This window comes from Pseudonocardia sp. OZ21 (genome assembly GCF_059359135.1).
Genome location: NZ_JCADBN010000002.1, coordinates 298,973 through 323,771, shown reverse-complemented (window position 1 = coordinate 323,771; position 24,799 = coordinate 298,973). Strand labels below are relative to the sequence as shown.

The window sequence follows — 24,799 nt, the reverse complement described above, 5'->3', positions numbered from 1 at the left end:
CGCCATGGAAGGCGCCCGTCCCGTCCGAGCCGCCCGCGGCACGACCCTGACCGCACGTTCCTGGCAGACCGAGGCGCCGCTGCGGATGCTCTGCAACAACCTCGACCCCGAGGTGGCCGAGCGGCCCGACGACCTCGTGGTCTACGGCGGCACCGGCCGGGCGGCGCGGGACTGGGTGTCCTTCGACGCCATGGTGCGCACGCTCACCACGCTGGCCGACGACGAGACGATGCTGGTGCAGTCCGGCCGTCCGGTCGGGGTGCTGCGCACCCACGAGTGGGCGCCGCGCGTGCTGATCGCCAACTCCAACCTCGTCGGCGACTGGGCCACCTGGCCGGAGTTCCGGCGGCTGGAACGGCTCGGCCTCACCATGTACGGGCAGATGACGGCGGGGTCGTGGATCTACATCGGCACCCAGGGCATCCTGCAGGGCACCTACGAGACGTTCGCCGCCGTGGCCGCCAAGCGGTTCGGCGGCACGTTGGGCGGCACGCTCACCGTCACCGGGGGCTGCGGCGGCATGGGTGGCGCGCAGCCGCTGGCCGTCACGCTCAACGGCGGGGTCTGCCTGGTCGTCGACGTCGACGCGGCCCGGCTGCGCAGGCGGGTGGAGCACCGCTACCTCGACGAGCTGGCCACCGACCTCGACGACGCGGTGGCCCGCTGCGAGGCGGCCCGCCGGGAGCGCAGGGCATGGTCGGTCGGGGTGGTCGGCAACTGCGCCGCGGTGCTGCCGGAACTGCTGCGCCGCGGCGTCGAGGTGGACGTCGTCACCGACCAGACCTCGGCCCACGACCCGCTGTCCTACCTGCCCGACGGCGTCGATCTCGACGACTGGCCGGAGTACGCGGCCGCGAAGCCGGACGAGTTCACCGACCGGGCGCGCGAGTCGATGGCGCGCCACGTCGAGGCGATGGTGGGGTTCCTCGACGCGGGTGCCGAGGTGTTCGACTACGGCAACTCGCTGCGTGACGAGGCCCGCCACGGCGGCTACGAGCGCGCGTTCGCCTTCCCCGGGTTCGTCCCGGCCTACATCCGGCCCCTGTTCTGCGAGGGGAAGGGGCCGTTCCGGTGGGCCGCGCTCTCGGGCGACCCGGCCGACATCCACGCCACCGACGACGCCGTGCTGGAGCTGTTCCCCGACGACGACCGGCTGCACCGCTGGATCCGCGCGGCCCGCGAGCGGGTCGCGTTCCAGGGGCTTCCTGCCCGGATCTGCTGGCTCGGGCAGGGCGAGCGCGACCGCGCCGGGCTGCGGTTCAACGACATGGTCGCCTCGGGTGCGCTGTCGGCACCGGTCGTGATCGGCCGCGACCACCTGGACACGGGCTCCGTCGCCTCGCCCTACCGGGAGACCGAGTCGATGGCCGACGGCTCCGACGCGATCGCCGACTGGCCCTTGCTCAACGCGCTCGTCAACACCGCGTCCGGAGCGACCTGGGTGTCCATCCACCACGGCGGTGGGGTCGGGATCGGCCGGTCGCTGCACGCGGGGCAGGTCACCGTGGCCGACGGCACCGAGCTCGCCGCCCGCAAGATCGAGCGCGTCCTCACCAACGACCCGGCCAGCGGGGTGCTGCGCCACGTCGACGCCGGGTACGAGACGGCGGCCGAGGTGGCCGAGGCCCACCACCTGCGCGTCCCGATGCAGGAACACGCATGACCCCCCGCCCCCAGCCCGGGTTGCAGCAAAGCCACGTTGCGGCAACGAGGTGGCATGAACGTGGCTTTGCTGCAACGGGGGCGGCCGCGTTCGACGCCCTGTGGGGTGAGCTCGCGCCGGTCGGGCGCCACGGCGGGACCGGCGGGTACCGGCGCTTCGCGTGGACCGCGGCGGACGCGGCGCTGCGGGAGTGGTTCGTCGGCGAGGCACAGCGGCGCGGGCTCGACGTCACCACCGACCGGGCGGGGAACCTCTGGGCCTGGTGGGGCGACCCCGATGCCGACGGCCCGGGGCTGGTGGTCGGCAGCCACCTCGACTCGGTGCCCGACGGCGGGGCGTTCGACGGTCCGCTCGGTGTGGTGTCGGCGCTGGCCGCTCTGGACTTGCTGCGCGGCGAGGGTTGGTCCCCACGGCGCCCGCTCGGCGTCGCCGTCTTCTCCGACGAGGAGGGCGCGCGGTTCGGGGTGGCGTGCGCCGGGAGCCGGATCATCACCGGCGCGCTCCCGGCCGACCGCGCCCGCTCGCTCACCGATGCCGACGGCACCACCATGGCCGAGGCGATGGCCGCCGGCGGACACGACCCGCACCAGGTCGGCCCCGACGCCGAGACGCTGCGCCGCGTGGGGACCTTCGTCGAGTTGCACGTGGAGCAGGGCAAGGGGCTGGTCGACGCCGAGCACGGCGAGGGCGCGGCCGTCGGGGTGGCGAGCGCGATCTGGCCGCACGGCCGGTGGCGGCTCGACCTGCGCGGCCGCGCCGACCATGCCGGCACCACCCGGCTGGCCGACCGCGACGACCCGATGCTCGCGCTGGCCGCGGCCGTGGGCACTGCTCGCAGTGCAGCGCAGCGGCACGAGGCGCTGGCCACGATCGGCAAGCTGCGGGTGGAACCGAACGGGGTGAACGCCATCCCGTCGGCCGTCACGGCGTGGTTGGACGCGCGCGGGCCGGCGGAGCGGGACGTGCGGGCGGTGGTGGCCGCGGTCGGTGCGGCCGCCGGAGCCGACCCGGTCGAGGAGTCCTTCACCTCGGCGACGGACTTCGACGTGGTCCTGCGCGACCGGCTCGCCGTCCTGCTGGGCGACGCCGGGCGACCCGTGCCGGTACTGCCGACGGGGGCCGGCCACGACGCCGGGATCCTCTCCGCCTCGGGTGTGCCCACCGCGATGGTGTTCGTGCGCAACCCGACCGGCGTGTCCCACTCCCCGCACGAGCACGCCGAGACCGACGACTGTCACCGTGGCGTCGCGGCCCTCGCCCGTGTCGTGGAGGAGCTGGGGTGACCCCACCGTCGACCCGGCCCCCGCCGGGACGGACGTTCTGGTGCGAGCAGGCGTGGCTCGGACCGGGTCCGGTGCCCCGCGTCCGGGTCGCCGTCGCCGACGGCCGGATCGCCGCCGTCGAGACCGGGGTGGAGGCCGCACCCGGCGACGAACGGCTGCCCGGTCTCGTGCTGCCGGGGTTCGCCAACGCCCACAGCCACGCCTTCCACCGGGCGCTGCGCGGCCGTACCCACGACGAGGGCGGCACGTTCTGGACGTGGCGCGAGCGGATGTACGCCGTGTCGGCCCGGCTGGATCCGGACTCCTACCTCGCGCTGGCCCGCGCGGCCTACGCCGAGATGGTGCTGGCCGGCGTCACCGCCGTCGGGGAGTTCCACTACCTGCACCACGGCCCGGGCGGCGAGCCGTACGCCGATCCGAACGCGATGGGGCACGCGCTGATCCGGGCGGCCGCCGAGGCCGGCGTGCGGCTCACCCTGCTCGACACCTGCTACCTGTCCGGTGGGCTGGAGGACGCGGGCCACACCGCGCCCGACGCGGTGCAGGCCCGGTTCTCCGACAGCGACGCGGCGGGCTGGGCCGCGCGGGCCGCCGGGCTCGAGGACGGCGAAGGGGTGCGCATCGGCGCCGCGATCCACTCGGTCCGAGCGGTTCCCGCGGCGCAGCTACCGCTCGTCGTGACGGCCGCCGCCGGCCGCCCGCTGCACGTGCACCTGTCCGAGCAGCCGCGGGAGAACGCGGCCTGCCAGGCGTTCTACGGCGCCACCCCCACGGAGCTGCTCGCCGGGGACGGCGTGCTCGGACCGTCCACGACGGCCGTCCACGCCACCCATCTGAACAGCCGGGACATCGCTCTGCTCGGCGGCTCGCGCACCACCGTCTGCGCCTGCCCGAGCACTGAGGCGGACCTCGCCGACGGGATCGGCCCGTTCCGTGCGCTGCGGGACGCCGGCTCGCCGCTGGCGGTCGGCAGCGACCAGCACGTCAGCACCGACCTGCTGGCCGAGGCCCGGCTGGTCGAGTCGCACGAGCGGCTCGCCCGCGGGGAGCGGGGCCGGTTCGCGCCCGCCGAGCTGGTCGGCGTCCTCACCGCGGCGGGCCACGCCTGTCTGGGCTGGCCGGACGCCGGCCGGATCGCGCCGGGGCAGCGGGCCGACCTGGTCGCCGTGCGCCTCGACGGCCCCCGCACCGCAGGGGCCGCTCCCGAGCAGGTGGTGCTGGTGGCCACCGCCGCGGACGTCGACGCCGTGGTGGTCGACGGCGTGCGGGTCGTGACGGGCGGCGTCCACCGGCTGGGCGACGTCGGAGCACTGCTACGCCAGGCGATCGAGCCCTTCTGGAGCACGGGATGACCACCAGCGCCCACGCCGCCACGCTGATCACGGGGATCGGGGAGCTCGTCACGAACGATCCGTCGCTCGGTGCCGGTCCACTCGGGCTCGTGCCCGAGGCGGCTCTCGTGGTGCAGGACGGCGCGGTGGCCTGGGTGGGGCCGGCCGCCGCGGCTCCCTCCGCGGACGAGCGCATCGACGTCGGCGACCGCGCCGTGCTGCCGGGGTTCGTCGACAGCCACTCCCACCTCGTGTTCGCCGGGGAGCGCTCCGCGGAGTTCGAGGCCCGGATGTCCGGCGTCCCCTACGACGGAGGTGGGATCGCCTCGACCGTCCGGGCCACGCGCGAGGCGGACGACGAGCAGTTGCGCGCGCGCCTGCGGGGGCTCGTCGCGGAGATGCGCGCCCAGGGCACGACCACCGTCGAGATCAAGAGCGGGTACGGGCTGACGGTGGCCGACGAGGAGCGCGCCCTGCGGCTCGCCCGGGAGGTCACCGACGAGACGACCTTCCTCGGCGCGCACGTCGTACCCGCGGAGTACGCGGGCCGGGTGGAGGAGTACGTCGCGCTGGTCACCGGCCCGATGCTGGCGGCCTGTGCCCCGCACGCGCGCTGGGTCGACGTGTTCTGCGAACCCGCGTCACCCCACGCCTTCGACGGCGCAGCCAGCCGTGCGGTGCTGGAGGCCGGCCGGGCCGCCGGGCTCGGCCTGCGGGTGCACGGCAACCAGCTGGGCCCGGGGCCGGGCGTGCAGCTCGCGGTGGAGCTTGGCGCCGCCAGCGTCGACCACTGCACCCACCTCACCGGCCCGGACGTCGCCGCCCTCGCGTCGGGCACCACGGTGGCGACACTGCTGCCCGGCGTCGAGTTCTCCACCCGCCAGCCCTACCCCGACGCCCGCCGCCTGCTCGACGCCGGCGTCACCGTCGCGCTCGCCACCGACTGCAACCCCGGCACGTGCTTCTCCTCGTCCATGGCGCTGTGCGTGGCGCTGGCGGTCCGGGAGATGGCGATGACCCCGGCCGAGGCCGTGCTGGCTGCGACCGCCGGTGGCGCGGCGGCGCTGCGCCGCGACGACGTCGGCCACCTGGGTGTCGGCGCCCGGGCCGACCTCGCTGTGCTCGACGCACCGTCCTACCGATATCTGGCATATCGGCCCGGTGTGCCGATCACCGGCATTCTCGACGTCACGGGATAGGCGATCCGGAAAACCTGAGCTTCCTGTGAACCGCCGGAACGACCCTCACGTGATCACCTCCGAGCGCTGCGAAAAGGCGCGCCCGTCGGTGCACGGGGACCGGCCGCGATCCCGCGGAGGCCCGCGTTCTCGACCTGATCATGAGGAGTTCCCATGGGTCCCCACCCCGCTCGCCGGTTCACCGTCGGTCTGATGCTCGCCGCAGTCGGCCTGGTGTCGGCCTGTTCGGTGCCCGGGGTCGCCGTCACCCCGGCCGCCAATGTGCCCTCCGCCCCGGTTCCGGTCGCCCAGGCTCCGTCCGCCCAGGACCCGTCTGCGCTGGTGCCGCTGGCGCCGCCGGTGACCGTGGTGGCCGGGGGCGCCCCGGAGGCCCACTACCCCGCGCCCAAGGCCCCGAATGCGGCTCCGGCCCCCGCGCCGAGCGGCTACGCCAACGGGAAGAAGTCGTACTCCGGCTCCGACGGTGACGCGGTGAACTGCGGCAAGGTCGGCCCCAAGGGCGGCAAGCAGGTGGATCTGCTCGCCGTGGAGACCAAGGCGGGCATCGTCGGGTGCACCGAGGCGTTCAACATCATCGCCGAGTACTACGAGGAAGCCCCGACCAAGTCGCAGGGCACGGCGCACGTCCTCGACGTGCAGGGGTGGAACTGCCTGGCCGACACCGGCGCGTACGGCAGCGGAGCGATCGGGTGCGACAAGAACGGCTTCGCCTTCCACACCCAGCCGTGACGACGGAGCGCTGACGGGCGTGTCCCCGGTGTGTGCCGGGTGGCGCCCCCGCGCTGCGGGTGGCCGCGTGTGTGCCGCGCAGGCATCGACCGGCGGGCGGATGGTGGTGGGTGTGGACCTGGACACGGTGACGGAGATCCGGAGCGCCCGGGAGCTCGACGGGTGGCGACCGGGTGATGCGTGGCTGGCGGGTGGGACGGTCCTGTTCGCCGAGCCGCAGCCGCACCTCACCCGGCTGCTGGACCTGAGCGCCATGGGGTGGGCTCCGCTGGAGGTGACGGGCCGCGGCCTGGAGATCGCGGCGACGTGCACCGTCGCCGAGCTGGCGCGGTTCGCCCCGCCGCCCGGGTGGACCGCGGTCCGGCCGGCGGCCGGACCGTCGCTGGTGGCGCAGTGCTGCCACGCGTTCGTCGCCTCCTTCAAGATCTGGACGATGGCCACGGTGGGCGGCAACCTCTGCACCGCGCTGCCGGCCGGCCCGATGATCTCCCTGACCGCGGCGCTGGAGGGCACCGCCACCGTGATCGCCCCCGATGGTGGCCTGCGGTTCGTGCCGGTCGCCGACTTCGTCACCGGTGCGGGCACCACGGTGCTGTCGGACGGGGAGCTCCTGCGGTCGGTGACCCTGCCCGCCTCCGCGCTGCGGAGCAGGACGGCGTTCCGCCAGGCCTCGCTCCATCGCGTCGGGCGTTCCGGTGCCCTGCTCATCGGCCGTCTCGACCCGCTCGACGGCTCACTGACCCTCACCGTCACCGCCTCGACGGCCCGGCCGGTCCAGCTGCGGTTCGGCCGGGTCCCGGACGCGGCAGGCCTCGCCGACGCCGTGGCGGAGGCGATCCCGGCCGAGGCGTACGTCGACGACATCCACGGGCTCCCGGCCTGGCGGCGGCACATGACGGAACGGCTGGCGGAGGAGATCCGCCGCGAGCTGGGGGAGGGGACCGCCTGATGGGCGTGGTGGTGAACGGGCGCGAGTTCGCCGAGCGGCCCCGTCCTGGGCAGTGCCTGCGTACCTACCTGCGGGAGCGCGGCTGGTTCGGGGTGAAGAAGGGCTGCGACGCGGGGGACTGCGGCGCCTGCACCGTCCACGTCGACGGGGAACCGGTGCACAGCTGTCTCTACCCGGCACACCGCGCGCTGGGACACGAGGTCACCACGATCGAGGGGCTGGCGACCGGCGGCGTGCTGCACCCGGTGCAGCAACGGTTTCTGGACGCGCAGGGCTTCCAGTGCGGGTTCTGCACGGCCGGGTTCATCATGACCACCGCGGCACTGGACGAGGAGCAGCTGGCCGACCTGCCGCGCGCGTTCAAGGGCAACCTGTGCCGCTGCACCGGCTACCGCGCGATCGAGGACGCCGTGCGCGGGGTCCGGAACGTCGACGAGCCCGCCCCGGGCCAGGCCGTCGGCTGCAGCGTGGCCGCCCCCGCCGGGCCGCAGATCGTCACCGGGACCGCCCGCTACACCTTCGACATCGAGGTCCCGGGCGACACCGACGTCCCGGGGGTGCGCCACATCACGCTCCTCCGGTCCCCGCACGCCCACGCGCGGATCGTCGCCATCGACACGGGGCCGGCCATGGCGGTGCCGGGGGTGGTCGCCGTGCTCACCCACCACGACGCCCCGACCGGCCTGTTCTCCACGGCTCGCCACGAGCACCCGGAGGAGGACCCCGCCGACACCCGGGTGCTGGACGACGTGGTGCGCCACATCGGGCAGCGCGTCGCCGTGGTGGTGGCCGACACCGAGGCCGCCGCGGCGGAGGGCTGCCGGCGGGTTCGCGTGGAGTACGAGGTGCTGCCCGCCGTGACCGATCCGGAGCGGGCCATGTCCCCGGGCGCGCCGGTCATCCACCCGGGAAAGGGCCCGGAGACCCGGATCGCCCGGCCCCAGGACAACGTCGTCGCCGAGATGCACGAGGAGGTCGGCGACGTCGAGCGGGCATTCGAGCAGGCCGACGCGATCTACGAGGGGACGTTCGGTACGCAGCGGGTGCAGCCCGCGCACCTGGAGACCCATGGAGCCGTCGCCTGGTTCGACGGGGACGGCAGGCTCACCGTCCGCAGCAGCACGCAGACGCCGTTCCTGACCCGCCGGGTCCTGTGCGACCTGTTCGACCTGCCGGAGGACCGGCTGCGCGTGGTCGCCGGGCGCGTCGGCGGCGGCTTCGGCGGCAAACAGGAGATGCTGGTGGAGGACGTCGTGGTGCTCGCCGCGCTGCGCACAGGCGGCCCGGTGAAGCTCGAGTACACCCGCGCCGAGCAGTTCACCGCGTCCACCACCCGCCACCCCTTCACCGTCCACATGAAGGTGGGCGGTCGCCGCGACGGCACGCTCACCGGCCTGGCGCTGCGGGTCGTCTCGAACGCGGGCGCCTACGGCAACCACTCCCCGTCCGTCCTCTTCCACAGCTGCTCGGAGCCACTGGCGCTCTACCGCTGCCCGAACCGCAAGGTGGACGGCTTCGCCGTCTACACCACCACCGTCCCCTCCGGTGCGTTCCGCGGCTACGGGCTCAGCCAGGTGACGTTCGCCGTGGAGTCGGCGCTGGACGAGCTGGCGCGGCGGCTGGGCATCGAACCGGCCACGTTCCGCGAGCGCAACATCATCGTCTCGGGTGATCCCGTGGCCGACCCGGCCGGCCCGGAGCCGGACCTGGAGATGGGCAGCTACGGGCTCGACCAGTGCCTCGAGGTCGTCCGCGACGCCGAAGGCGACACTGCAGGCGACGCGGCAGGCGAGCCGGCACCCGACGGCTGGCTGGTCGGGCAGGGCATGGCGCTGTCCATGATCGCCACCGGGCCACCCGGTGGCCACTTCGCCGACGCCCGTCTCACGCTGCTGGAGGACGGCCGCCTCGACCTGGCCGTGGGCAGCGTCGAGTTCGGCAACGGCCTCGCCACCGTCCTCCGCCAGATCGCGGCCGCCACCCTCGGCACCACGGTGGACCAGATCGGCATCCGGCAGGCCGACACCGACATCGTCGGCCACGACACGGGTGTCTTCGCCTCCGCGGGCATCGTCGTCGGGGGGAAGGCCGTGCTGCGCGCGGCGGAGGCCCTGCGGGCGGCGTTGCTCGCCTGCGCGGCCGACTTCACCGGAACCGACCCGGGACGGTGCCGGCTGGAGCCGGACGCCGTGGACTGTGCGGGGCAGCGCCGGCCGCTGTCGAAGCTCGGGGCGGCGATGCGTGCCGCCGGTCGCGAACCGGCCGCGGCCGGTCGCTCGGACGGCACCCCGCGCTCGGTGGCGTTCAACGCGCAGTGGTTCCGCGTCGCGGTCGACCCCGACACCGGGGAGATCCGGATCCTGCGCAGCGTCCACGCCGCCGACGCCGGCGTGGTCATGAACCCGATGCAGCTACGCGGCCAGGTGGAGGGCGGGGTGGCCCAGGCGCTCGGCGCCGCCCTGTACGAGCAGGTCCGGATCGATGAGAACGGGGAGGTCAGCACCCCGGACTTCCGCCGCTACCACCTGCCCGCCTTCGCCGACGTGCCGCGCACGGAGGTCCACTTCTCCCACACCGCCGACTCGATGGGCCCGCTGGGGGCGAAGTCGATGAGCGAGAGCCCTTTCATTCCCGTCGCACCGGCGCTGGCCAACGCGCTCCGGGACGCCACCGGCGTGCGCTTCACCCGGCTCCCGTTCACCCGCGACACGGTGTGGCTGACCCTCCGGGAGGCGGCCGAGGGTCAGGCGTGACCCGCGTCCGGCCGCCGGTCCATGCGCCGTGACAGGTGCGCGAAGGCGGCGGGCGCGACGCCGTGCACGCGCGCGCCGACCGTGAGCCAGCGCGGCACGAACACCTCGGCACGGTCGCGGCGCACCGCGTCGACGAGCGCGCCCGCCACCCGCTCCGGGCTGACCGGACGCGGGAAGCGCCGGTGGTAGGGCTCCCCGCGCCGCTCGTAGTACGGGGTCGCGACGGCGCCGGGGAGGACCGTGGTGACGCCGATGTCCGACTCCACGCGCAGCGCGTCGGCGAACCCGCGCAGGCCGGCTTTGGTCGCCGAGTACGCGGCCTCGTACGCCACCCCGATCGCCGCGACGGAGGCGACGAACACCACGTGGCCGTGGGCCCGGCGCAGGGTCGGCAGCAGGGCCCGGGTGAGCTGCACGGGAGCGACGAGGTTGACGGTCAGCAACTCGTCGACGACCTGGGCGGGCGTGTCGGCCAGCGGCCCGGCGGCGCCGACCCCGGCCCCGTGGACCAGCAGCTCCGCCCAGCCGTCCGCGGCGTCGGACACCGCCTCGACCCCGGCGGGTTCCCGCAGGTCAGCCACCAGCGCGCGGCCGCCACTGCGGAGGGCGACGGCGTCGAGACGGTCGCGGTCCCGGCCCACGAGCAACAGCCGGCAGCCGTGGTGCGCCAGGCGCTCCGCCACGGCGGCCCCGATTCCGGACGAGGCGCCGGTGACCACGGCGTTGCGAGGTAGTGAGGTCATCCGGAGCAGGTCATCGGGTGACGGGTCCCGCGCCGCGCCGCATCACGAGTGAGTTGTTGGGGGTCGTGTACTCGCGGCGTTGCAGCAGGTGGTGGCCGCGTACGGCGATCAGCGCGATCGAGCCGATGACCACGGCCGCGGCGAGATACTGGCCCATGAGCAGCGAGGGGGAGCTGTCCAGTCGCTCGCCGAGCCAGCTCACGCCGATGAGGACGCCGATCACCGGGTCGACGCTCGTGATCACGGCGACGGCCGGTGCCACGAGCTGCCCGGCCTGGAACGTGTTCTGGCTCAGCAGGAAGCCCATCGGGCCGATGATGCAGACCACGTAGAGGACGGGGTGGCGGAACGGTTCGTCCAGCCCGACCCGTAGCTGTCCGGTGATGACCTTCATCAGTCCGGCGGTGACGCCGTAGAGGACGCCGGTGGCCAGCGCCAGAGCGAGCACCCGCGACGAGTGCTCCACGGTGGCCGCGTAGAGCACGCAGCCGAGCACCAGCACGGCCAGTGCGATCGCCAACGGGAGCCCGGCCATGAGGTTGAAGTCGGCGTCGGCGCTGCCTTCCGTGGGCCGGGCCAGCAGCAGGAACGCCGACAGCCCGGCCGCGCAGAGCAGCGCACCGAGCAGGATCAGCGCGTCGGGGCGCCGCCCGTTCATCAGCGCGGCGAACACGGAGGCGAAGGCGACCCCGGTGACGAGCAGCGGCTGCACCACCGCGAGCGGCCCGAAGGCCAGCGCGACGATCTGCAGGGCGAGGGCGACGATCGTGGCCACCAGTCCGAGCAGCCACATCGGACGTGCGAGCAGCTCGACGATCAGCCGCGGGCTCAGGGTCGGAGCGACCGCCACCTCGTGGGTCGCCCGTTGCTGCGCGGCGCTGGCCAGCCCGAACCCGGCAGCGCCCAGCACAGCGGCAGGCACCGCGATCACCAACGCCGTTCCCGAGTCCATCACCACCTCCAGCCCCCAGCCCCCTCAGTCGCCATGACCCTGCACAGCGCTTAACGACGCCCTGACCCGGTCGGGAATTCCCCCGATCTCGGGTATCAGCCCAGGATCAGCGGTGATTCCGATCGCTGTGGTGCGGCCCCAGTGGAGCGCCCCGATGGCCAATCCCACCCCGTCGGCCAGCGGCAGCACCGGGTAGACCTCGCGGATCAGGCCACCGCGCGAGTGCAACGGGCGCCGCGAGCCCGGCATGACCGAGGCCAGTGCGTGGAAGAACCGCCGCCCATAGGCCAGGCGCACCAGCTGGGCCTGCAGCCGCCACGGTAGCAGTCCGAGCACGCGCAGCACCGCGGCCGCGCCATCGGGCTGACCGGCCGACGAGCCCGCTGCCAGCGCTTTCTCCACTCGCGCGACGCGTTCGGCCGGGGACATCGGGCCGGTCGGCAGGTCGATCGAGACGGCGGCGGTGCGGTTGCCCAGCGCGCGGCTGCCCACCGTGGCGCTGGTGCGGGTGGTCATCGGCACCATGGTGCGCACCGCCGTGGGCACGGCCTGCGGGTCGCGCTCGGTGAGCAGCGTGTGCAGGGTCTCGGCCACGACGGCCAGCAGCAGCACGGTGGTGCCGACGCCGTGCGCCCGCGCCGCCGCACGGACCTGGGCCCCGTCCAGGCACACGCCGGCGCGCCGGTGGGCCGTGCCGGCGATGCGCCCTGCCAGCGGTGACGCCCCGGCGCCACCGGCGCGGGCGAGACTGGCGACCCCCCGGACGACGACGGCGGCGCGCCGCAGCCGGTGGGCCACGCCGCCCGGCTCGTCCGAGGCGCTCCGGGACCGGTCGGGGGTGGCCGGTGTGATCTCGTTGCTCAGCAGCCGGATCAGCGCGTCCGTGACGGCGAGCCCGTCCCCCAGCGCGTGGTGCACCTTGGCCAGCACGGCGATCTCGCCCGCCGCCCGGTCGCGGGCCACCTGCAGCTCCCACCCGGTCGTCACCGGGTCGACCACCGTGGCGAAGAACGCCGTGAGGGCCTCGTCCCAGGTGGGGGAGGTGCCGTCGGCTGCGATCTCGACGATGCCGGGCCGCACGTGCCGGGCGGGGTCCGGCGTGTCGTCCACGAGCCAGCGCAGCGGCCGTCCGGGCCGGGGGCGCAGCAGGCGGCGGCGCAGCAGCGGGATGTCCGGGACCCGGTCCCGGATCAGCCCGGCCAGGGCATCGGGCCAGTCGTCGCGGCAGGCGGGGTCCTCGATGAGGATGCGTGCGCCCACCTGCTGGGGTACCTCGGGCGTTGCGGCGTGCAGGAACAGCGCGTCCTGGGAGCGCACCCGCGGGTGCCGCGGGCCCGGGGTGCCCTGCGTGATGCGGTGGTGCGCGTCGAGGTCGGCGAGCGCCGCGACGTCGGCGGTGAGGTCGGTGCCGGCGAGGCGGGCGACCAGGGACTCGACGAGGGCCTCGCGCTGGCCGTCGCGGGCGAGGTCGGCCAGCGCCGCCGTGAGGTCGGCGGGTGCCGGGCACACGCGGGCGAGCCCGGCACCGGCGAGCAGCGCGGCGGTCGCGCGGCCGTGACCGGCGATCGGAGCGAACAGCAGGAGCGGGCGTGCGCAGGCCAGCGCCTCGAGTGTGGTGGCGCCGCCGGCGTTGGCCACGACGACGTCGCAGTCCCGGGTGGCCGCGGCGGGGTCGTCGACCCAGTCGACCACCCGCATCGCCGCCCCGCGCGGGTGTGCGCGGCCGATCTCCAGCAGCCTGCGCCGCACCGCGGTGTTGCGACCGCTGCTCACGAGCACGTCCGCTCCGGCGTCGAGGACGGCCGAGCAGGCCGCCGCGACGTCGCCGAACGCCATCGAGCCGCAGGACACGTACACCTGCGGGCGCGCTCGTGCGGCCTCGACGGGCGGTGGGGTGAACCGGCTCGAGACGGGCAGGGCCGCCACCCGGACCCGCGCGCCCGGGGCGGCGCGGTGCACCAGCGCCGCCGCCGCGCCGGTGGAGACCAGGTGCAGGTCCAGGCCGGGGTCCACCCAGAGCGGGTGGGGCGCCGGGTCGGCCATGACGGCGACGGCGGGCATCGGCAGCCTGCCGCGGCGGCGCAGCCGGCCGAGGCCGGTGATGCCCTCGGGGAAGGTGGCCACGACGAGGTCGGGGGAGTGGCGGGCCACCTGCCGGGCGAGGCCACGGCCGCTCCAGACTCCGATCACCGCCCGGGTGCCTGCGCGGAACGGGCGCACGTGCCAGAGCAGCCAGAAGTACAGCTCGTAGAGCCAGGAGAACCGCCGCATGCAGCCGGCGTAGATCGCCCGGAAGACGGGACCGGTGCCGCGGCCCATCCCGTCGAGGGTGTCGGTCCACACCACCTCGACGCCCGGCCACGCGCGCCGGGCCCGTTCCTCGACGGCGCGGGCGGCGGCGTGGTGGCCCTCGCCGATGCCGCCGGTGACCAGCAGGACCCGTCGCGGGGCGGTGACGCCGGTGTCCGTGGCCGCCCCGGGCCGGATGTGGGGCCGCGTGGTCGTGGTCATGGGGGTGTCCGTGTTCATGCCACCCCTCCGGGGGGTCGATGCGGCGCTAGCGTGCGCATGTGGAAGAAGGAGCGGGTGTGTCGGGCGGCCCCGCGCGGGTGCTGCTGCTCTCCGCGCCGGTCGGCGAGGGGCATGTCGCCGCCGCGCGGGCACTGGCGGCGCGGATGCGCACGCTCTGGCCGGACGCCGAGGTGCTCGAGGTCGAGAGCACCGGCCGCGGGTCGCGGGACGCGCTGCTGCGGGTCTCCTACCGGCTGACCCTGCGGTTCGTCCCGCGGCTCTACGGGGTGGGCTACGACCTGCTGGTCCGGTTCCCGAAGGCCGCCGAGGTGTTCAAGGCGATGTCCGCGGGCGGCATCGGCAGGTCGATCGAGCCGATCCTGACGGCGGCGTCCCCCGACCTCGTGGTCTCGACCTACCCGATGATCTCCGGAGGGCTGGCCTGGCTGCGGCGGCGGGGACGGCTGCCGGGCCGCGCGGTCGCGGTGGTGACCGACGTGGCCGTGCACCCGTTCTGGGTGTGGCCCGACCTCGACGAGACCTGGACGCTGCTGCCCGCCTCCCAGGAGCAGGCGCGGGTCGTCGCTCCGCTGGCGGACGTGCGGGTGGTGCCCGCGGCGGTCGACCGGCGCTTCCGGCCGGGTGACCCGCTGGCGGCCCGGGCCGCCGGCGGCCTGCGCCCGGACGCGTTCGTCGTGCTGGTCACCGGGGGGTCGCTGGGCTTCGGCGGCCTCGAGCGGGTGGTGGACGCGGTACTGGCCGGTGGGGAGGACGTGCAGGCGGTGGTCCTGTGTGCCCGCAACGAGCGGCTGCGGGCCACGCTGCTCGCCCGCGGGCTGCCGTCCGAGCGGCTGGTCGCCCGCGGCTGGACGGACCGGGTGGCCGAGGAGATCACCGCCGCCGACCTCGTGGTGACCACGGCGGGCGGGGTGATCGCGACCGAGGCGTTGGCTGTCGGGCGCGCCGTGCTGTTCGCCGCGCCCATCCCGGGCCACGGGCGGGCCGGTGCGGCGATGACGGCGGCGGCCGGGCTCGGGGTGGTCTGCCCGACACCCGCGGAGGTGACCGCGGCAGTGCGCAGGCTCCGGGAGCAGCCCGGCGAGCGGGCTGAACTGGCCGCCCGCGCGGCCGAGTTCGGCCGCGCGGAGCTCGACGAGGAACTGAGCGCGCTCGCCCTGCGGGTCTGACCGGGGGGCGGGGCGCGGCGGCGTCAGGCCGCGGCGGGTGCGCCGATCCGCAGCCGGATGCCCTCGCCGGCCAGCGACCGGCGGAACCACCAGAGCGACAGCCCGATGCCCAGCGCCACCATCGAGTACGACCCGGCGGTGGAGACCACGAGGTAGTTGCCGACGGTCTGCGTGGCGAGCACGGCGAGCGTGGTGGCGCCGTTCACCAGGAACACGCACGCCCACAGCAGCGACACACGCTTGAAGAAGCGCTTGATGCGCGGGTGCCCGGTGAGCGCCTCCGGGAACGGGCAGAAGTCGTCGGCCAGCTTCGCCAGCAGCGGACGTTCGAAGCCCAGGGTGACCAGCAACGCCACCGCGAACACGAAGTTCTGCACCGTGGGCTGCAGGAAGTAGAGGAAGGCACTGCCCGTCCACAGGCCCACCACGGTGCGCACGACCAGCAGCATCGTGCTCATGAGCAGGACCACCGGGACCCGCTGGCGCATGACCAGCCTGCGGCTGATCGCCAGCCCGGACCAGCCCAGGGCGGCGTACAGCCCGGCGTCGAAGCCGGCCTGCGTGAAGAGCACCCAGAACAGGGCCAGCGGGATCAGTGTCGACTCGAGCAGCGGGATGCCCGCGTGCCGTAACAACGACCCGACCGGGGGAAGATGGACCGTAATGCGGTGTTGCAGCATGCTCTGCCTCTCCGGCTGGCTGCGAGGTGCAAGCAGTGTACTGACACCGGTAACGGGGCGATAACGGGCTCATCGTCCGGTTGTGACCGGTTCCCCCTCTCTCAGGTACCCGCTGCGGCGCGCAGTGACTCGCGCAGCGAGCCGAGAGTTGCGAAGACCGCTGACGGCTCGTACCCGCAGTGGGCCATGCAGTTCTCGCAGCGCGGGTCGTTGCCCCGGCCGAAGGCCGACCAGTCCGTGTCCTCCACCAGTTCCTTGTAGGTCTGCACGTAGCCGTCGTCGAGCAGGTAGCAGGGGCGCTGCCAGCCCAGCAGCGAGTAGGACGGGATCGCCCACGCCGTGCAGGCGAGGTCGACCTTGCCCTCGAGGAAGTCGAGGAAGATCGGGGAGTGGTTGAGGCGCCACTTCTTGCGCCTGCCGCCGTCGAAGGCCTTGCGGAACAGCTCACGGGTCTGCTCGACGCCCAGCCAGTGCTCCTGGTCCGGGGCCTTCTCGTAGGCGTAGGCGGGCGAGATCTGCATGTTGTCGATGCCGAGCTCGTCGTTGAGGTAGTCGAGGACGTCGATCACGTCCTGCGGCGTGTCGGTGTTGAAGAAGGTGGTGTTCGTGTTGACCCGGAACCCCTTCTCCTTCGCCAGCTTGATCGCGTCGACCGCCTGGTCGAACACCCCGTCCTTGCACACCGAGGCGTCGTGGCGGTCGCGCAGGCCGTCGATGTGCACCATCCACGCGAAGTTCTTGTGCGGGGTGAACCGGTGCAGATGCTTGGGCAGCAGTACCGCGTTCGTGCAGAGGAAGACGATCTTGCCGCGGTCGAGCAGCCGGCGGACGATCTCGTCGATCTCCTTGTGCATCAGCGGCTCGCCGCCTGCGATGGAGACCATCGGGGCGCCGCTCTCCTCGATGGCGCCGACCGCCTGCTCGACGGACATGCGCTGCTTCAGCAGCGACGCGGGCTGTTCGATCTTCCCGCAGCCCGCGCATTTGAGGTTGCACGCGAACAGCGGCTCCAGCTCGACCAGGAGCGGGAACTTCTCCACCCGCTTGATCTTCTGCTTCATCAGGTACGTGGCGAGTCGAATGGACTGGCGCATGGGCATGGGCATGGTCAGCTCACCTCCTTGGGCAGGGTGAATGAGATGGACTCGGTCCCGGTGGTGGCCGTCGTGACGGTCACCGGTCCGAGACCGGACAGGCAGGACACCACGTCGTCGACGAGGTGGTCGGGCGCGGACGCACCGGCGGTGACGCCCACGCGGTGCACGCCGGCGAGCCAGCGCAGGTCGAGCTCGCCGACGTCGTCGACGAGGTGGGCAGGCACGCCGTCGCGGCCGGCGACCTCCGCCAGCCGGCGCGAGTTGGAGGAGTTCGGCGAGCCGACCACCAGCACCAGATCCGCGCCTGCGGCGACGGCGCGCACCGCGCGCTGGCGGTTGGTGGTGGCGTAGCAGATGTCGTCGCGCCGGGGGCCGGCCAGGCCGGGGAAACGCCTGCGCAGCACGTCGGCGATCTCCTCGGCCTCGTCGACGGCGAGCGTGGTCTGCATCGCGTACGCCACCCGGGCCGCGTCGCGCGGCTGCACCGTCCTGGCGGCGGCGACGTCCTCGACCACGACGACGTCGTCCGGCGCCTCCCCGACGGTGCCCTCGACCTCCTCGTGGTCGGCGTGGCCGATGAGGAACACGGTGTTGCCGCGGTCGGAGAACCGGCGCACCTCGGTGTGCACCTTGGCGACCAGCGGGCAGGTCGCGTCGATCACCGACAGGTCGCGGACCCTCGCCTGGTCGCGTACCGCGGGGGTCACCCCGTGGGCGGCGAGCACGGCGACCGCCCCGCGGGGGATCTCCTCGACCTCCTGGACGAACACCGCCCCGCGGCTCTCCAGCCCGCGCACCACGTGGGCGTTGTGCACGATCTGGCGGCGCACGTAGACGGGCGCCCCGAAGCGGGCCAGCGCGCGGTCGACGACCTCGATGGCGCGTTCGACCCCCGCGCAGAACGACCGCGGCTCGGCGAGCTCGACGGTGCGCGGCCCGGTGGCGGCCAGCCATTCGCGAAGCGCAGGCGCCGCGCGGCGCAGGGACCGCAGCGCCGCCACCCCGCGCACGACCGTGCCGGGGCGGTACAGGGCCGCCGACGGCGTGTCGACCACGGCGCGGACCACGGCGAACGGTCCACCGCCCGCCCCGGCGGCGAGCCAGGCCGACTCGGTGTCGACGGCCAGCGCGCCGCTGCGGGCGAGCTCGGCGCGGCGGGCCCCGTCGACCACGACCGGGCTGGAGAGCACCGGGCCGACGTGGACGCGCAGCCCGCGCCGGCGCAGTGCCGCCGCCAGTGGGGCCGCGGTCGGCACCGGGATGGGGTCGCACCCGTCGCGCCGCACCTCGTCGGCGACCACGAGGTCACCGGGCCGCAGGCGGCCGTCGAGCGCGCCCGCGACCCCGACGACGAGGACGGGGCGGGGCCCGGCCGCACCGAGTGCGGTGGCCGCGGCGGTCGCCCGGCGCGGGCCGAACCCCGTGTGGCGGACCTCGGCGGCGCCGAGCGGCGCGCCGATGGCTGCCCGCTCCACCCGGAGTGGCGTGCAGACGACGGGGGTGGTCATCGTCGTCCGCCCAGGTACCGGCCGAGCGCCGAGACCGGGAACACCATGCGGTACAGGTGGTAGCGGATGTAGAAGGCGCCGGGGAACCCGGTGCCGGTGAACTCCGGCTCGTCCCACGAGCCGTCGTCGAGCTGCGTGTCGACCAGCCACTGCACCCCACGCTCGACGGCGTCCGAGTGCTCCCCGGCCGCGAGCAGCGCGAGCAGCGCCCACGCCGTCTGGGACGCGGTGGACGTCCCCCGTCCCGACCAGGTCGGGTCGGCGTAGGACCGGATGTCCTCGCCCCAGCCGCCGTCGGGGTTCTGGTGGATCTCCAGCCAGCGCACCGCGGCCCGGACCGCGGGCGACGACTCGGGCACCCCGGCGGCGATGAGGGCCGGGACGACCCCGCCGGTGCCGTAGACGTAGTTGGCCCCCCACCGGCCGAACCACGACCCGTCCTGCTCCTGGGCGGCCAGCAGCCACGCGACGCCGCGGCGGCACGCCTGCGACCCCGAGAGTCCCTCGGCCACGAGCATCTCCACCACGTGGGCGGTGACGTCGGCCGACGGCGGGTCGATCACGGCGCCGAAGTCGCAGAAGGGCAGCTTGGTGATGAGCTCGCGGGTGTTGTCGGCGTCGAACGCCCCCCACCCGCCGTCCCGCGACTGCATGCCGACGGTCCAGTCGACCCCGCGGTCGATCGCCGCGCGCATCCGCGCGGGCTCGGGGTGCGCGACGCGGCGCAGCGCCAGCACGACCTCGGCCGTGTCGTCGATGTCCGGGTAGCCGTCGTTGTCGAACTCGAACGCCCACCCGCCGGGCGCCACGTGCGGCCTGCGCACCGCCCAGTCGCCCGTGACGCGGACCTCCTCGACGAGCATCCAGTCCGCGGCGCGCACCACGGCGGGGTCGTCGGGAGCGACACCGGCGTCCAGCAGGGCCGTGACGGCCAGACAGGTGTCCCACACCGGTGACTGGCAGGCCTCGAGCCTGCGGACCCACCCCTCGGGCGTCTGCTCGCGGATCAGGAAGCGGTCGAGCCCCGTGATGCCGGCCTTCATGGCGGGATGGTCCATCGGGTAGCCGAGCAGGTGCAGGCAGAGCAGCGAGTACACCCACGGCGGCTGGATGCCGCCCCAGGAGCCGTCGGCCTCCTGGCGGGCGAGCACCCACTCGGCGGCGCGGCGCATCGCCAGCCTGCGCAGCGGCCGAATCGGGCGGCGGGAGTAGCGGTGCAGCACCCTGTCGAGACACTGGAACGCCCCCGCCCAGGACCACAGCGCGGCCTGGCGCGGCCGGGCGGCCTGCCGCTGCCCTGGGGTGAGCCGTTCCTGCGGGCAGCGCAGCTCGTCGATGCCGAACGGCAGCGGTCGCGCAGGCCGCAGGGTGGCCACGACCGTCAGCGGGACCACGGTCTGGCGGGCCCAGCAGGCCCAGTCGTAGACGTTGAGCGGGAACCAGCGCGGCAGGAACACCATCTCCGGCGGCATGTCGGGCAGGTCGTCCCACGACCACAGCCCGAACAGCGCGAGCCAGATCCGCGTGAAGACCCGGCTGTTCTCCACCCCGCCCCACGCGAGCACGAACTTCTGCGCGCGCTGCATGTGCTCGGCGTCTGGCGAGTCGCCTGCCAGCCGCAGCGCCACCCAGGCCTCGACGGTGGTCGAGAGGTCGCCGGGACCGCCACGGAAGTTCGCCCACGTGCCGTCGGCCCGTTGCTGGGAGCGGATCCAGCGGGCGGCCTCTTCGGTCTCCTGGTCCTCGCGGATGCCGAGGAACTCCCGCAGCAGGAGGTCCTCGGCGTCCATCGTCACGTTCGTCTCGAGCTCGCCCTTCCACCAGCCCTGCTCGTCCTGCTGGGACCGGAGGAACCCGACCGCGGCGTCGAGTGCCGAGTGCAGACTGCGTGAGGTGGTTTCCGGCGCGGTGAGGGTCATCAGAACTCCCGGTCGGTGAGGTGACGGCCGAGTGCGACGAGCTCGGCGCGGGTGGCGTCGGGAAGCTCGACGCAACCGAGGGCCTTCTCGGCGAGCGACATCCGCCTGCGCGCCTCTGCGGCGGCCCAGTCGCGGCCCCCGCCGGACTCGACGAGGGCGGCCACCCGGCGCAGCTCGGGCTCGGTGTCCGTGCCGGTTCCGGCGAGCCAGCGCCCCAGGTCCCGCCCCGCCGCCCCGCCGTGGTGCACGGCGTAGGTCACCGGCAGCGACTTCTTGCGCGAGCGCAGGTCCGACAGCACGGGCTTGCCCGTCACTGCGGGGTCGCCCCAGATCCCCAGCAGGTCGTCCACGAGCTGGAACGCGGCCCCCAGCTCTGCGCCGTAGGTGCGCAGCGCCGCGGTGAGAGCAGGGCCGGCGCCCGCGAGCACCGCCCCGACCTCCGCGCTCACGGCGAGCAGCGCGCCGGTCTTGCCCGCGGCCATCGCGAGGCACTCCTCCACCGCGACGTCCGTGCGCCGCTCGAACGCGATGTCCTCGGCCTGGCCGCGGATCAGCTCGCGGGTGGTGCCGGTGACCAGCCAGGCCGCCCGGGCCGCGTGCGGTGACTCGGCTTCCAGGAGCACCTCGACGGCCAGCGCGAGCAGGGCGTCCCCCGTGAGGATCGCCGAGGGGGCACCCCACTGCGCCCACACCGTGCGCCGGTGCCTGCGCTCCGTGTCACCGTCCATCAGGTCGTCGTGCAGGAGTGAGAAGTTGTGCACCAGCTCGACGGCGACCGCACCGGGCAGGCCCGCCGCGGCCGTCGCGCCCGCCGCCTCGGCCGACAGCAGCGCGAGCGCGGGCCGCACGGCCTTGCCGCCACCGTTGCCGGGCGAGCCGTCCAGCTCGGTCCAGCCCAGGTGGTAGGACGCCTGCTCGCGGCTCGCGGGATCGAGCCGGGCGACGGCCGCCTGCAGCGCGGGGGTCACGATCTCGCGGCACCGCCGGAGCACGGCGGTGGCGGTGTCGGTGGCAGTGACGGCGGTCATGTCGCGACCCCTGCCGTGCGCGCCGGCGTGCCCGCGGTGGCGAGCAGAGCGTCGGCCGCGGCGTTCCCGCTGCGTACCGCGCCCTCCATCGTGGCGGGCCACCCGGTGGCGGTCCACGACCCGGCGAGGAACAGACCGGCCGCCCTGGTGCCGGGGAGCGGGCGCAACGCGCCGGTGCCCGGCGCCGGCCGGAACGTGGCGTGCGGTTCCCGGGTCACGAAGAAGTCGAGCACCCGCGCGTCGCGGGCAGCGGGCAGCAGTGCCGCCAGCGCAGGCAGCATCCGCTCCCGCAGCCGGGCCGTCGGCGTGCGGATCAGGTCGTCCGCAGCCGACAGGGACACCGCGACGTACTGCGCGGGCGCGGGGTGCACCCGGCGCAGCCCGGACTGCTCCGTGCGGTCGAAGACCCACTGCACCGGGGTGCCGACGGCCGCCAGGAACGGAACGTCGAGCACCCGCCGGTCGTAGACGACGTGCACGTTGACGATCGGCGAGCTGCCCAGCGCCTCGGACCACCCGGGCGGCAGGTCCAGCGCCCCCTCGGGCACCAGCCGTTCCGTTGCCGCGGGCGGCACGGCGCAGATCATCTGATCGACCACGGTCTCCTCCACCCTCTCGCCCTCTCCTTCCGAGCTGACCTGCCACCCGTCCGCCGTCCGCCCCAGCGCGCGGACCTTCGTCGAGGTGCGGACCTGCACACCGGCCGCGCGCAGTGCGCGTCCGGCCGCGTCGTCGTGCAGCCGGCCCAGTGGCACCCGGGACCAGCCGATGTCACCCGCCGCCGCGTCGGTGAGCAGCCCGAGCTGGAAGACGGTGGCGGCAGGCGCGAGCGACGCGGCGTCCGCCCCGGCGTTCAGCGTCGCCACCCCCACCAGGTCCCACAGCGCCTCGATGGCCCGGCGGCTCTGGCCGTGCTCGGTGAGCCACCGGCCGAAGCTGACGGCGTCGGTCGCGGGGTCGGCGGGGTCGACCTTGCGCAGCGCCAGCGCCGCCCCGGGCAGTCGCAGGCGGTCGGCGAACGTGAGCGGGCGGTGACGCAGCAGCGCCCCCGCGAGGTGCAGGGGCGCAGGGAGCCGGGACCGGCGCAGCCTGCCGGGCCGTCGCCCGGGGACGTGCACGGGGATGTCGAGCCGGTCCTGCAGCGTCACCAGGTCGGCGACCCCGAGGCGTTGCAGCAGCTCGCGGTAGGCCGTGCAGCAGCGCAGGAACACGTGCTGACCGTTGTCGACGTCGAGGTCGCCCCGGCGGAACGAGGACGCGAGCCCGCCCAGCCGCGGGCGCGACTCCAGCAGCGTCACGGCACAGCCTGCATCGGCGCAGCGCAGCGCGGCCGCGATCCCCGCGAGACCGCCGCCGACCACCCCGACCCGGACAGGAGCACTCATGAGGTGCCGGCTCCCACCGGCGCGCGTCCGGACAACGCCCGTGCCGCCACCGCGGCCTTCTGCCAGCCCGAGAGCGACCGGCGCTGGTGGTAGACCGAGGGCGGGTCGGCCGCGATGTCCTCCAGCAGCTTGCGGTAGATGCCGGACATCGCGGTCACGCAGGCGGAACTGCGCCGGTCGAGCAGCGGCACCAGCTGCAGGCCCTCGGCGTACCACCCGCGGGCCCGCTCAGCGCTGAACGTGATCAGCTCGGCCAGGCCGCCGGTCTTGTCGACCAGCACCTCGTGCTCGTCGAGGACCAGCTCGACGCCGAAGCGCTCCAGCTCAGCGCGGGGCAGGTAGATCCGACCGTGCTGCAGGTCCTCGCGGATGTCGCGCAGGATGTTGGTCTGCTGCAGCGCGATGCCCAGCACGTCGGCGTAGCGGGCGGCCTCCGGGTCCGGGCGGGAGCCGAAGATGCCCAGGCACAGCCGCCCCACGGAGCCGGCCACGCAGCGGCAGTAGCCGACCATGTCGTCGAACGTCTCGTAGAAGCAGGCCGCCGTGTCGGACCGGGCGTCCATGGCGACGTCGGCCTCCACGCCGTCCACGAGCTCGTCGAACGCCCCCAGCGGGATCGGATACCGGGTCGCCGCGTCGGTCACCGCGACCAGTACGGGGTCGGCCGGGTCCGGCGGCCTGCGCAGCGACTGCCGTACGTCGGCCAGCGCGGTCACCTTCTGCGCGGTGGGCAGGTCCCCGTCGCCGATGTCGTCGATCCGCCGGGCGAGTGCGTACACCGCGCAGAGCGCCGAGCGCTTCGCGGGCGGCAGCAGCCGGATGCCGTAGTAGAAGTTGCGGGCCTCCCGCCGGGTGATGGCGTCGCACGCCTGGTAGGCGTCGTCGAGGGGGGTCCGTGGCGGGGTCACAGAGCACTCCGGATCAGTTCGGGGACGAGGTGACGGATGACGTCGCGCCGCCGGGCCGCCGGCGAGCCGGCCAGCACGTCCCATTCGGCCCGACGCAACGCGTCGGCCGCGGCGCGGCCACCGGCCACGTAGCCGGCGACGGCGAGGCGGGCCCAGCCGTGCAAGGTCCTCACGACGGCGGCACCCTCGTCGAGCAACGCCACGGCGCGAGCGGTTTCGTGGGCGATCAGTCTGCGCAGCGCGGGTGACGCGCTGGCCGACCACAGATCGCCCTGGTCGTGTCGATCCTCGCCGACGGCATCGCCGGCGACATCGCTCGTATTGGTGATTCCGAAGCGGTCGAGGTCCTCCAGTGGGAGATAGACGCGCCCCCGGTCGCGGTCCTCCGCGACGTCCTGCCAGTGCTCCAGCAGCTGCAGCGCGGTGGAGACCTGGTCGGCGGCGCGCTCGACGGCACCGCCGGGCGGAGCGTCGACCTCGAACACGGCGAGGACGAGCCGGCCGATCGGCTCGGCCGACAGAGCGCAGTAGCCGAGCAGCTCGTCCCAGGTCCGGTACCGCATGACCTGCTGGTCCTGGAGGTTGGCCGCGATCAGCCGGTCGAACGGTTCCTGCGGCAGGCCACCGTCGCGCACGACCGGAACCAGCCGGCGCAGCACCGGCGCCCGGGGGCCGGTGCCGTCGGGTAACCAGACCGTGCCGAGGTCGTCGGCGAAGGCGTGCAGCTCGGCGACCCGGTCGCCCGCGGCCTCGTCACCGAGGTCGTCGATCATGCGGACCACGTCGTAGATCGTCTGTAACCGGGTGCGCACCCTGGCGGGCAGGACACGCAGTGCGACCGGGAAGTTCTCGGCCTGTTCGGCCTGCCGGAGCCGCGCCTCGGCACCGCGTGGCGGCACGGCGGACGCACCCTGTGCCGACCGCGATTCGCGCATGAGCCGATGTTGCCCGGGAACTGCCGCGGTCTCTGCGCA

General features: G+C 74.5%; 19 protein-coding genes. 8 read left to right on the top strand and 11 right to left on the bottom strand.

The genetic code is table 11. The features are described 5' to 3' along the window. Window positions 1–4 precede the first annotated feature (4 nt). The 7 genes from hutU to AC5L35_RS05130 all read left to right on the top strand — a co-directional run bounded on the left by hutU (window position 5) and on the right by AC5L35_RS05130 (window position 9,907). A complete protein-coding gene (gene hutU, locus AC5L35_RS05160) occupies window positions 5–1,663 on the top strand; it encodes a urocanate hydratase (protein ID WP_495058374.1) in 1,659 nt (552 codons plus the stop codon). Continuing rightward, window positions 1,660–2,946: an allantoate amidohydrolase gene (locus tag AC5L35_RS05155; protein ID WP_495058373.1), complete on the top strand. Its 1,287-nt coding sequence runs from the start codon at window positions 1,660–1,662 to the stop codon at window positions 2,944–2,946. Before hutU ends, AC5L35_RS05155 begins: the two co-directional genes overlap by 4 nt. After that, a complete protein-coding gene (locus tag AC5L35_RS05150) occupies window positions 2,943–4,298 on the top strand; it encodes a formimidoylglutamate deiminase (RefSeq protein ID WP_495058372.1) in 1,356 nt (451 codons plus the stop codon). The genes AC5L35_RS05155 and AC5L35_RS05150 overlap by 4 nt, the downstream gene beginning before the upstream one ends. Beyond that, on the top strand, window positions 4,295–5,476 hold the full coding sequence (gene hutI / locus AC5L35_RS05145; protein ID WP_495058371.1) for an imidazolonepropionase: 1,182 nt from the start codon (window positions 4,295–4,297) through the stop codon (window positions 5,474–5,476). Before AC5L35_RS05150 ends, hutI begins: the two co-directional genes overlap by 4 nt. Window positions 5,477–5,629: 153 nt before the next feature. Then, window positions 5,630–6,205 (top strand): hypothetical protein, encoded by a 576-nt coding sequence (locus tag AC5L35_RS05140; RefSeq protein WP_495058370.1) that lies wholly within the window; start codon window positions 5,630–5,632, stop codon window positions 6,203–6,205. A 67-nt stretch (window positions 6,206–6,272) separates the two neighbouring features. After that, on the top strand, window positions 6,273–7,154 hold the full coding sequence (locus tag AC5L35_RS05135) for an FAD binding domain-containing protein (RefSeq protein WP_495058369.1): 882 nt from the start codon (window positions 6,273–6,275) through the stop codon (window positions 7,152–7,154). Next, window positions 7,154–9,907: a molybdopterin-dependent oxidoreductase gene (locus AC5L35_RS05130; RefSeq protein WP_495058368.1), complete on the top strand. Its 2,754-nt coding sequence runs from the start codon at window positions 7,154–7,156 to the stop codon at window positions 9,905–9,907. The genes AC5L35_RS05135 and AC5L35_RS05130 overlap by 1 nt, the downstream gene beginning before the upstream one ends. Here AC5L35_RS05130 and AC5L35_RS05125 read toward each other — a convergent pair. Genes AC5L35_RS05125 through AC5L35_RS05115 form a run of 3 tightly spaced genes read right to left on the bottom strand, consistent with a single transcriptional unit; the run spans window position 9,898 to window position 14,113 of the window. Further along, window positions 9,898–10,650: an SDR family NAD(P)-dependent oxidoreductase gene (locus tag AC5L35_RS05125; protein WP_495058367.1), complete on the bottom strand. Its 753-nt coding sequence runs from the start codon at window positions 10,648–10,650 to the stop codon at window positions 9,898–9,900. The genes AC5L35_RS05130 and AC5L35_RS05125 overlap by 10 nt on opposite strands. Window positions 10,651–10,660: 10 nt before the next feature. Beyond that, window positions 10,661–11,602, bottom strand: a complete 942-nt coding sequence (locus tag AC5L35_RS05120) for a DMT family transporter (RefSeq protein WP_495058366.1) — start codon at window positions 11,600–11,602, stop codon at window positions 10,661–10,663. 24 nt (window positions 11,603–11,626) lie between these two features. Continuing rightward, window positions 11,627–14,113, bottom strand: a complete 2,487-nt coding sequence (locus tag AC5L35_RS05115) for a wax ester/triacylglycerol synthase domain-containing protein (RefSeq protein ID WP_495058365.1) — start codon at window positions 14,111–14,113, stop codon at window positions 11,627–11,629. A 59-nt stretch (window positions 14,114–14,172) separates the two neighbouring features. Between AC5L35_RS05115 and AC5L35_RS05110 the strand changes: the two genes are divergently transcribed. After that, window positions 14,173–15,300 (top strand): MGDG synthase family glycosyltransferase, encoded by a 1,128-nt coding sequence (locus AC5L35_RS05110; RefSeq protein ID WP_495058364.1) that lies wholly within the window; start codon window positions 14,173–14,175, stop codon window positions 15,298–15,300. Between the two features lie 23 nt (window positions 15,301–15,323). Here the strand turns inward: AC5L35_RS05110 and AC5L35_RS05105 are convergent, their stop codons facing one another. From AC5L35_RS05105 to AC5L35_RS05070, 8 genes are all read right to left on the bottom strand, one after another. Further along, entirely contained in the window at window positions 15,324–15,980 is a 657-nt protein-coding gene (locus tag AC5L35_RS05105) for a VC0807 family protein (RefSeq protein ID WP_495058363.1), read from the bottom strand. Window positions 15,981–16,081: 101 nt separating this feature from the next. Then, window positions 16,082–17,086 (bottom strand): adenosyl-hopene transferase HpnH, encoded by a 1,005-nt coding sequence (hpnH, locus tag AC5L35_RS05100; RefSeq protein WP_495058362.1) that lies wholly within the window; start codon window positions 17,084–17,086, stop codon window positions 16,082–16,084. 2 nt (window positions 17,087–17,088) lie between these two features. Then, the gene (gene ispH / locus AC5L35_RS05095; protein ID WP_495058361.1) at window positions 17,089–18,585 is read right to left on the bottom strand and encodes a 4-hydroxy-3-methylbut-2-enyl diphosphate reductase; all 1,497 of its coding nucleotides are present in this window, start codon (window positions 18,583–18,585) and stop codon (window positions 17,089–17,091) included. Further along, entirely contained in the window at window positions 18,582–20,504 is a 1,923-nt protein-coding gene (gene shc, locus AC5L35_RS05090) for a squalene--hopene cyclase (RefSeq protein ID WP_495058360.1), read from the bottom strand. The genes ispH and shc overlap by 4 nt, the downstream gene beginning before the upstream one ends. After that, window positions 20,504–21,532 (bottom strand): polyprenyl synthetase family protein, encoded by a 1,029-nt coding sequence (locus AC5L35_RS05085; protein WP_495058359.1) that lies wholly within the window; start codon window positions 21,530–21,532, stop codon window positions 20,504–20,506. Before AC5L35_RS05085 ends, shc begins: the two co-directional genes overlap by 1 nt. Further along, window positions 21,529–22,917 carry a hydroxysqualene dehydroxylase HpnE gene (gene hpnE / locus AC5L35_RS05080; protein WP_495058358.1) on the bottom strand — a complete coding sequence of 463 codons (1,389 nt, stop codon included), beginning with the start codon at window positions 22,915–22,917 and terminating at the stop codon, window positions 21,529–21,531. Before hpnE ends, AC5L35_RS05085 begins: the two co-directional genes overlap by 4 nt. Then, the gene (gene hpnD, locus AC5L35_RS05075; protein WP_495058357.1) at window positions 22,914–23,825 is read right to left on the bottom strand and encodes a presqualene diphosphate synthase HpnD; all 912 of its coding nucleotides are present in this window, start codon (window positions 23,823–23,825) and stop codon (window positions 22,914–22,916) included. Before hpnD ends, hpnE begins: the two co-directional genes overlap by 4 nt. Beyond that, entirely contained in the window at window positions 23,822–24,760 is a 939-nt protein-coding gene (locus AC5L35_RS05070) for a squalene/phytoene synthase family protein (protein WP_495058356.1), read from the bottom strand. The genes hpnD and AC5L35_RS05070 overlap by 4 nt, the downstream gene beginning before the upstream one ends. Window positions 24,761–24,799 lie beyond the last annotated feature (39 nt).

Coding starts and splice junctions, on each gene's coding strand:
- AC5L35_RS05070 (WP_495058356.1), bottom strand. CDS start 24,760: ATGCGCGAATCGCGGTCGGCACAGGGTGCGTCCGCCGTGCCGCCACGC.
- hpnE (WP_495058358.1), bottom strand. CDS start 22,917: ATGAGTGCTCCTGTCCGGGTCGGGGTGGTCGGCGGCGGTCTCGCGGGG.
- AC5L35_RS05115 (WP_495058365.1), bottom strand. CDS start 14,113: ATGACCACGACCACGCGGCCCCACATCCGGCCCGGGGCGGCCACGGAC.
- hutU (WP_495058374.1), top strand. CDS start 5: ATGGAAGGCGCCCGTCCCGTCCGAGCCGCCCGCGGCACGACCCTGACC.
- AC5L35_RS05130 (WP_495058368.1), top strand. CDS start 7,154: ATGGGCGTGGTGGTGAACGGGCGCGAGTTCGCCGAGCGGCCCCGTCCT.
- AC5L35_RS05120 (WP_495058366.1), bottom strand. CDS start 11,602: ATGGACTCGGGAACGGCGTTGGTGATCGCGGTGCCTGCCGCTGTGCTG.
- shc (WP_495058360.1), bottom strand. CDS start 20,504: ATGACCCTCACCGCGCCGGAAACCACCTCACGCAGTCTGCACTCGGCA.
- ispH (WP_495058361.1), bottom strand. CDS start 18,585: ATGACCACCCCCGTCGTCTGCACGCCACTCCGGGTGGAGCGGGCAGCC.
- hutI (WP_495058371.1), top strand. CDS start 4,295: ATGACCACCAGCGCCCACGCCGCCACGCTGATCACGGGGATCGGGGAG.
- AC5L35_RS05155 (WP_495058373.1), top strand. CDS start 1,660: ATGACCCCCCGCCCCCAGCCCGGGTTGCAGCAAAGCCACGTTGCGGCA.
- AC5L35_RS05125 (WP_495058367.1), bottom strand. CDS start 10,650: ATGACCTCACTACCTCGCAACGCCGTGGTCACCGGCGCCTCGTCCGGA.
- AC5L35_RS05140 (WP_495058370.1), top strand. CDS start 5,630: ATGGGTCCCCACCCCGCTCGCCGGTTCACCGTCGGTCTGATGCTCGCC.
- hpnH (WP_495058362.1), bottom strand. CDS start 17,086: ATGCCCATGCCCATGCGCCAGTCCATTCGACTCGCCACGTACCTGATG.
- AC5L35_RS05105 (WP_495058363.1), bottom strand. CDS start 15,980: ATGCTGCAACACCGCATTACGGTCCATCTTCCCCCGGTCGGGTCGTTG.
- AC5L35_RS05085 (WP_495058359.1), bottom strand. CDS start 21,532: ATGACCGCCGTCACTGCCACCGACACCGCCACCGCCGTGCTCCGGCGG.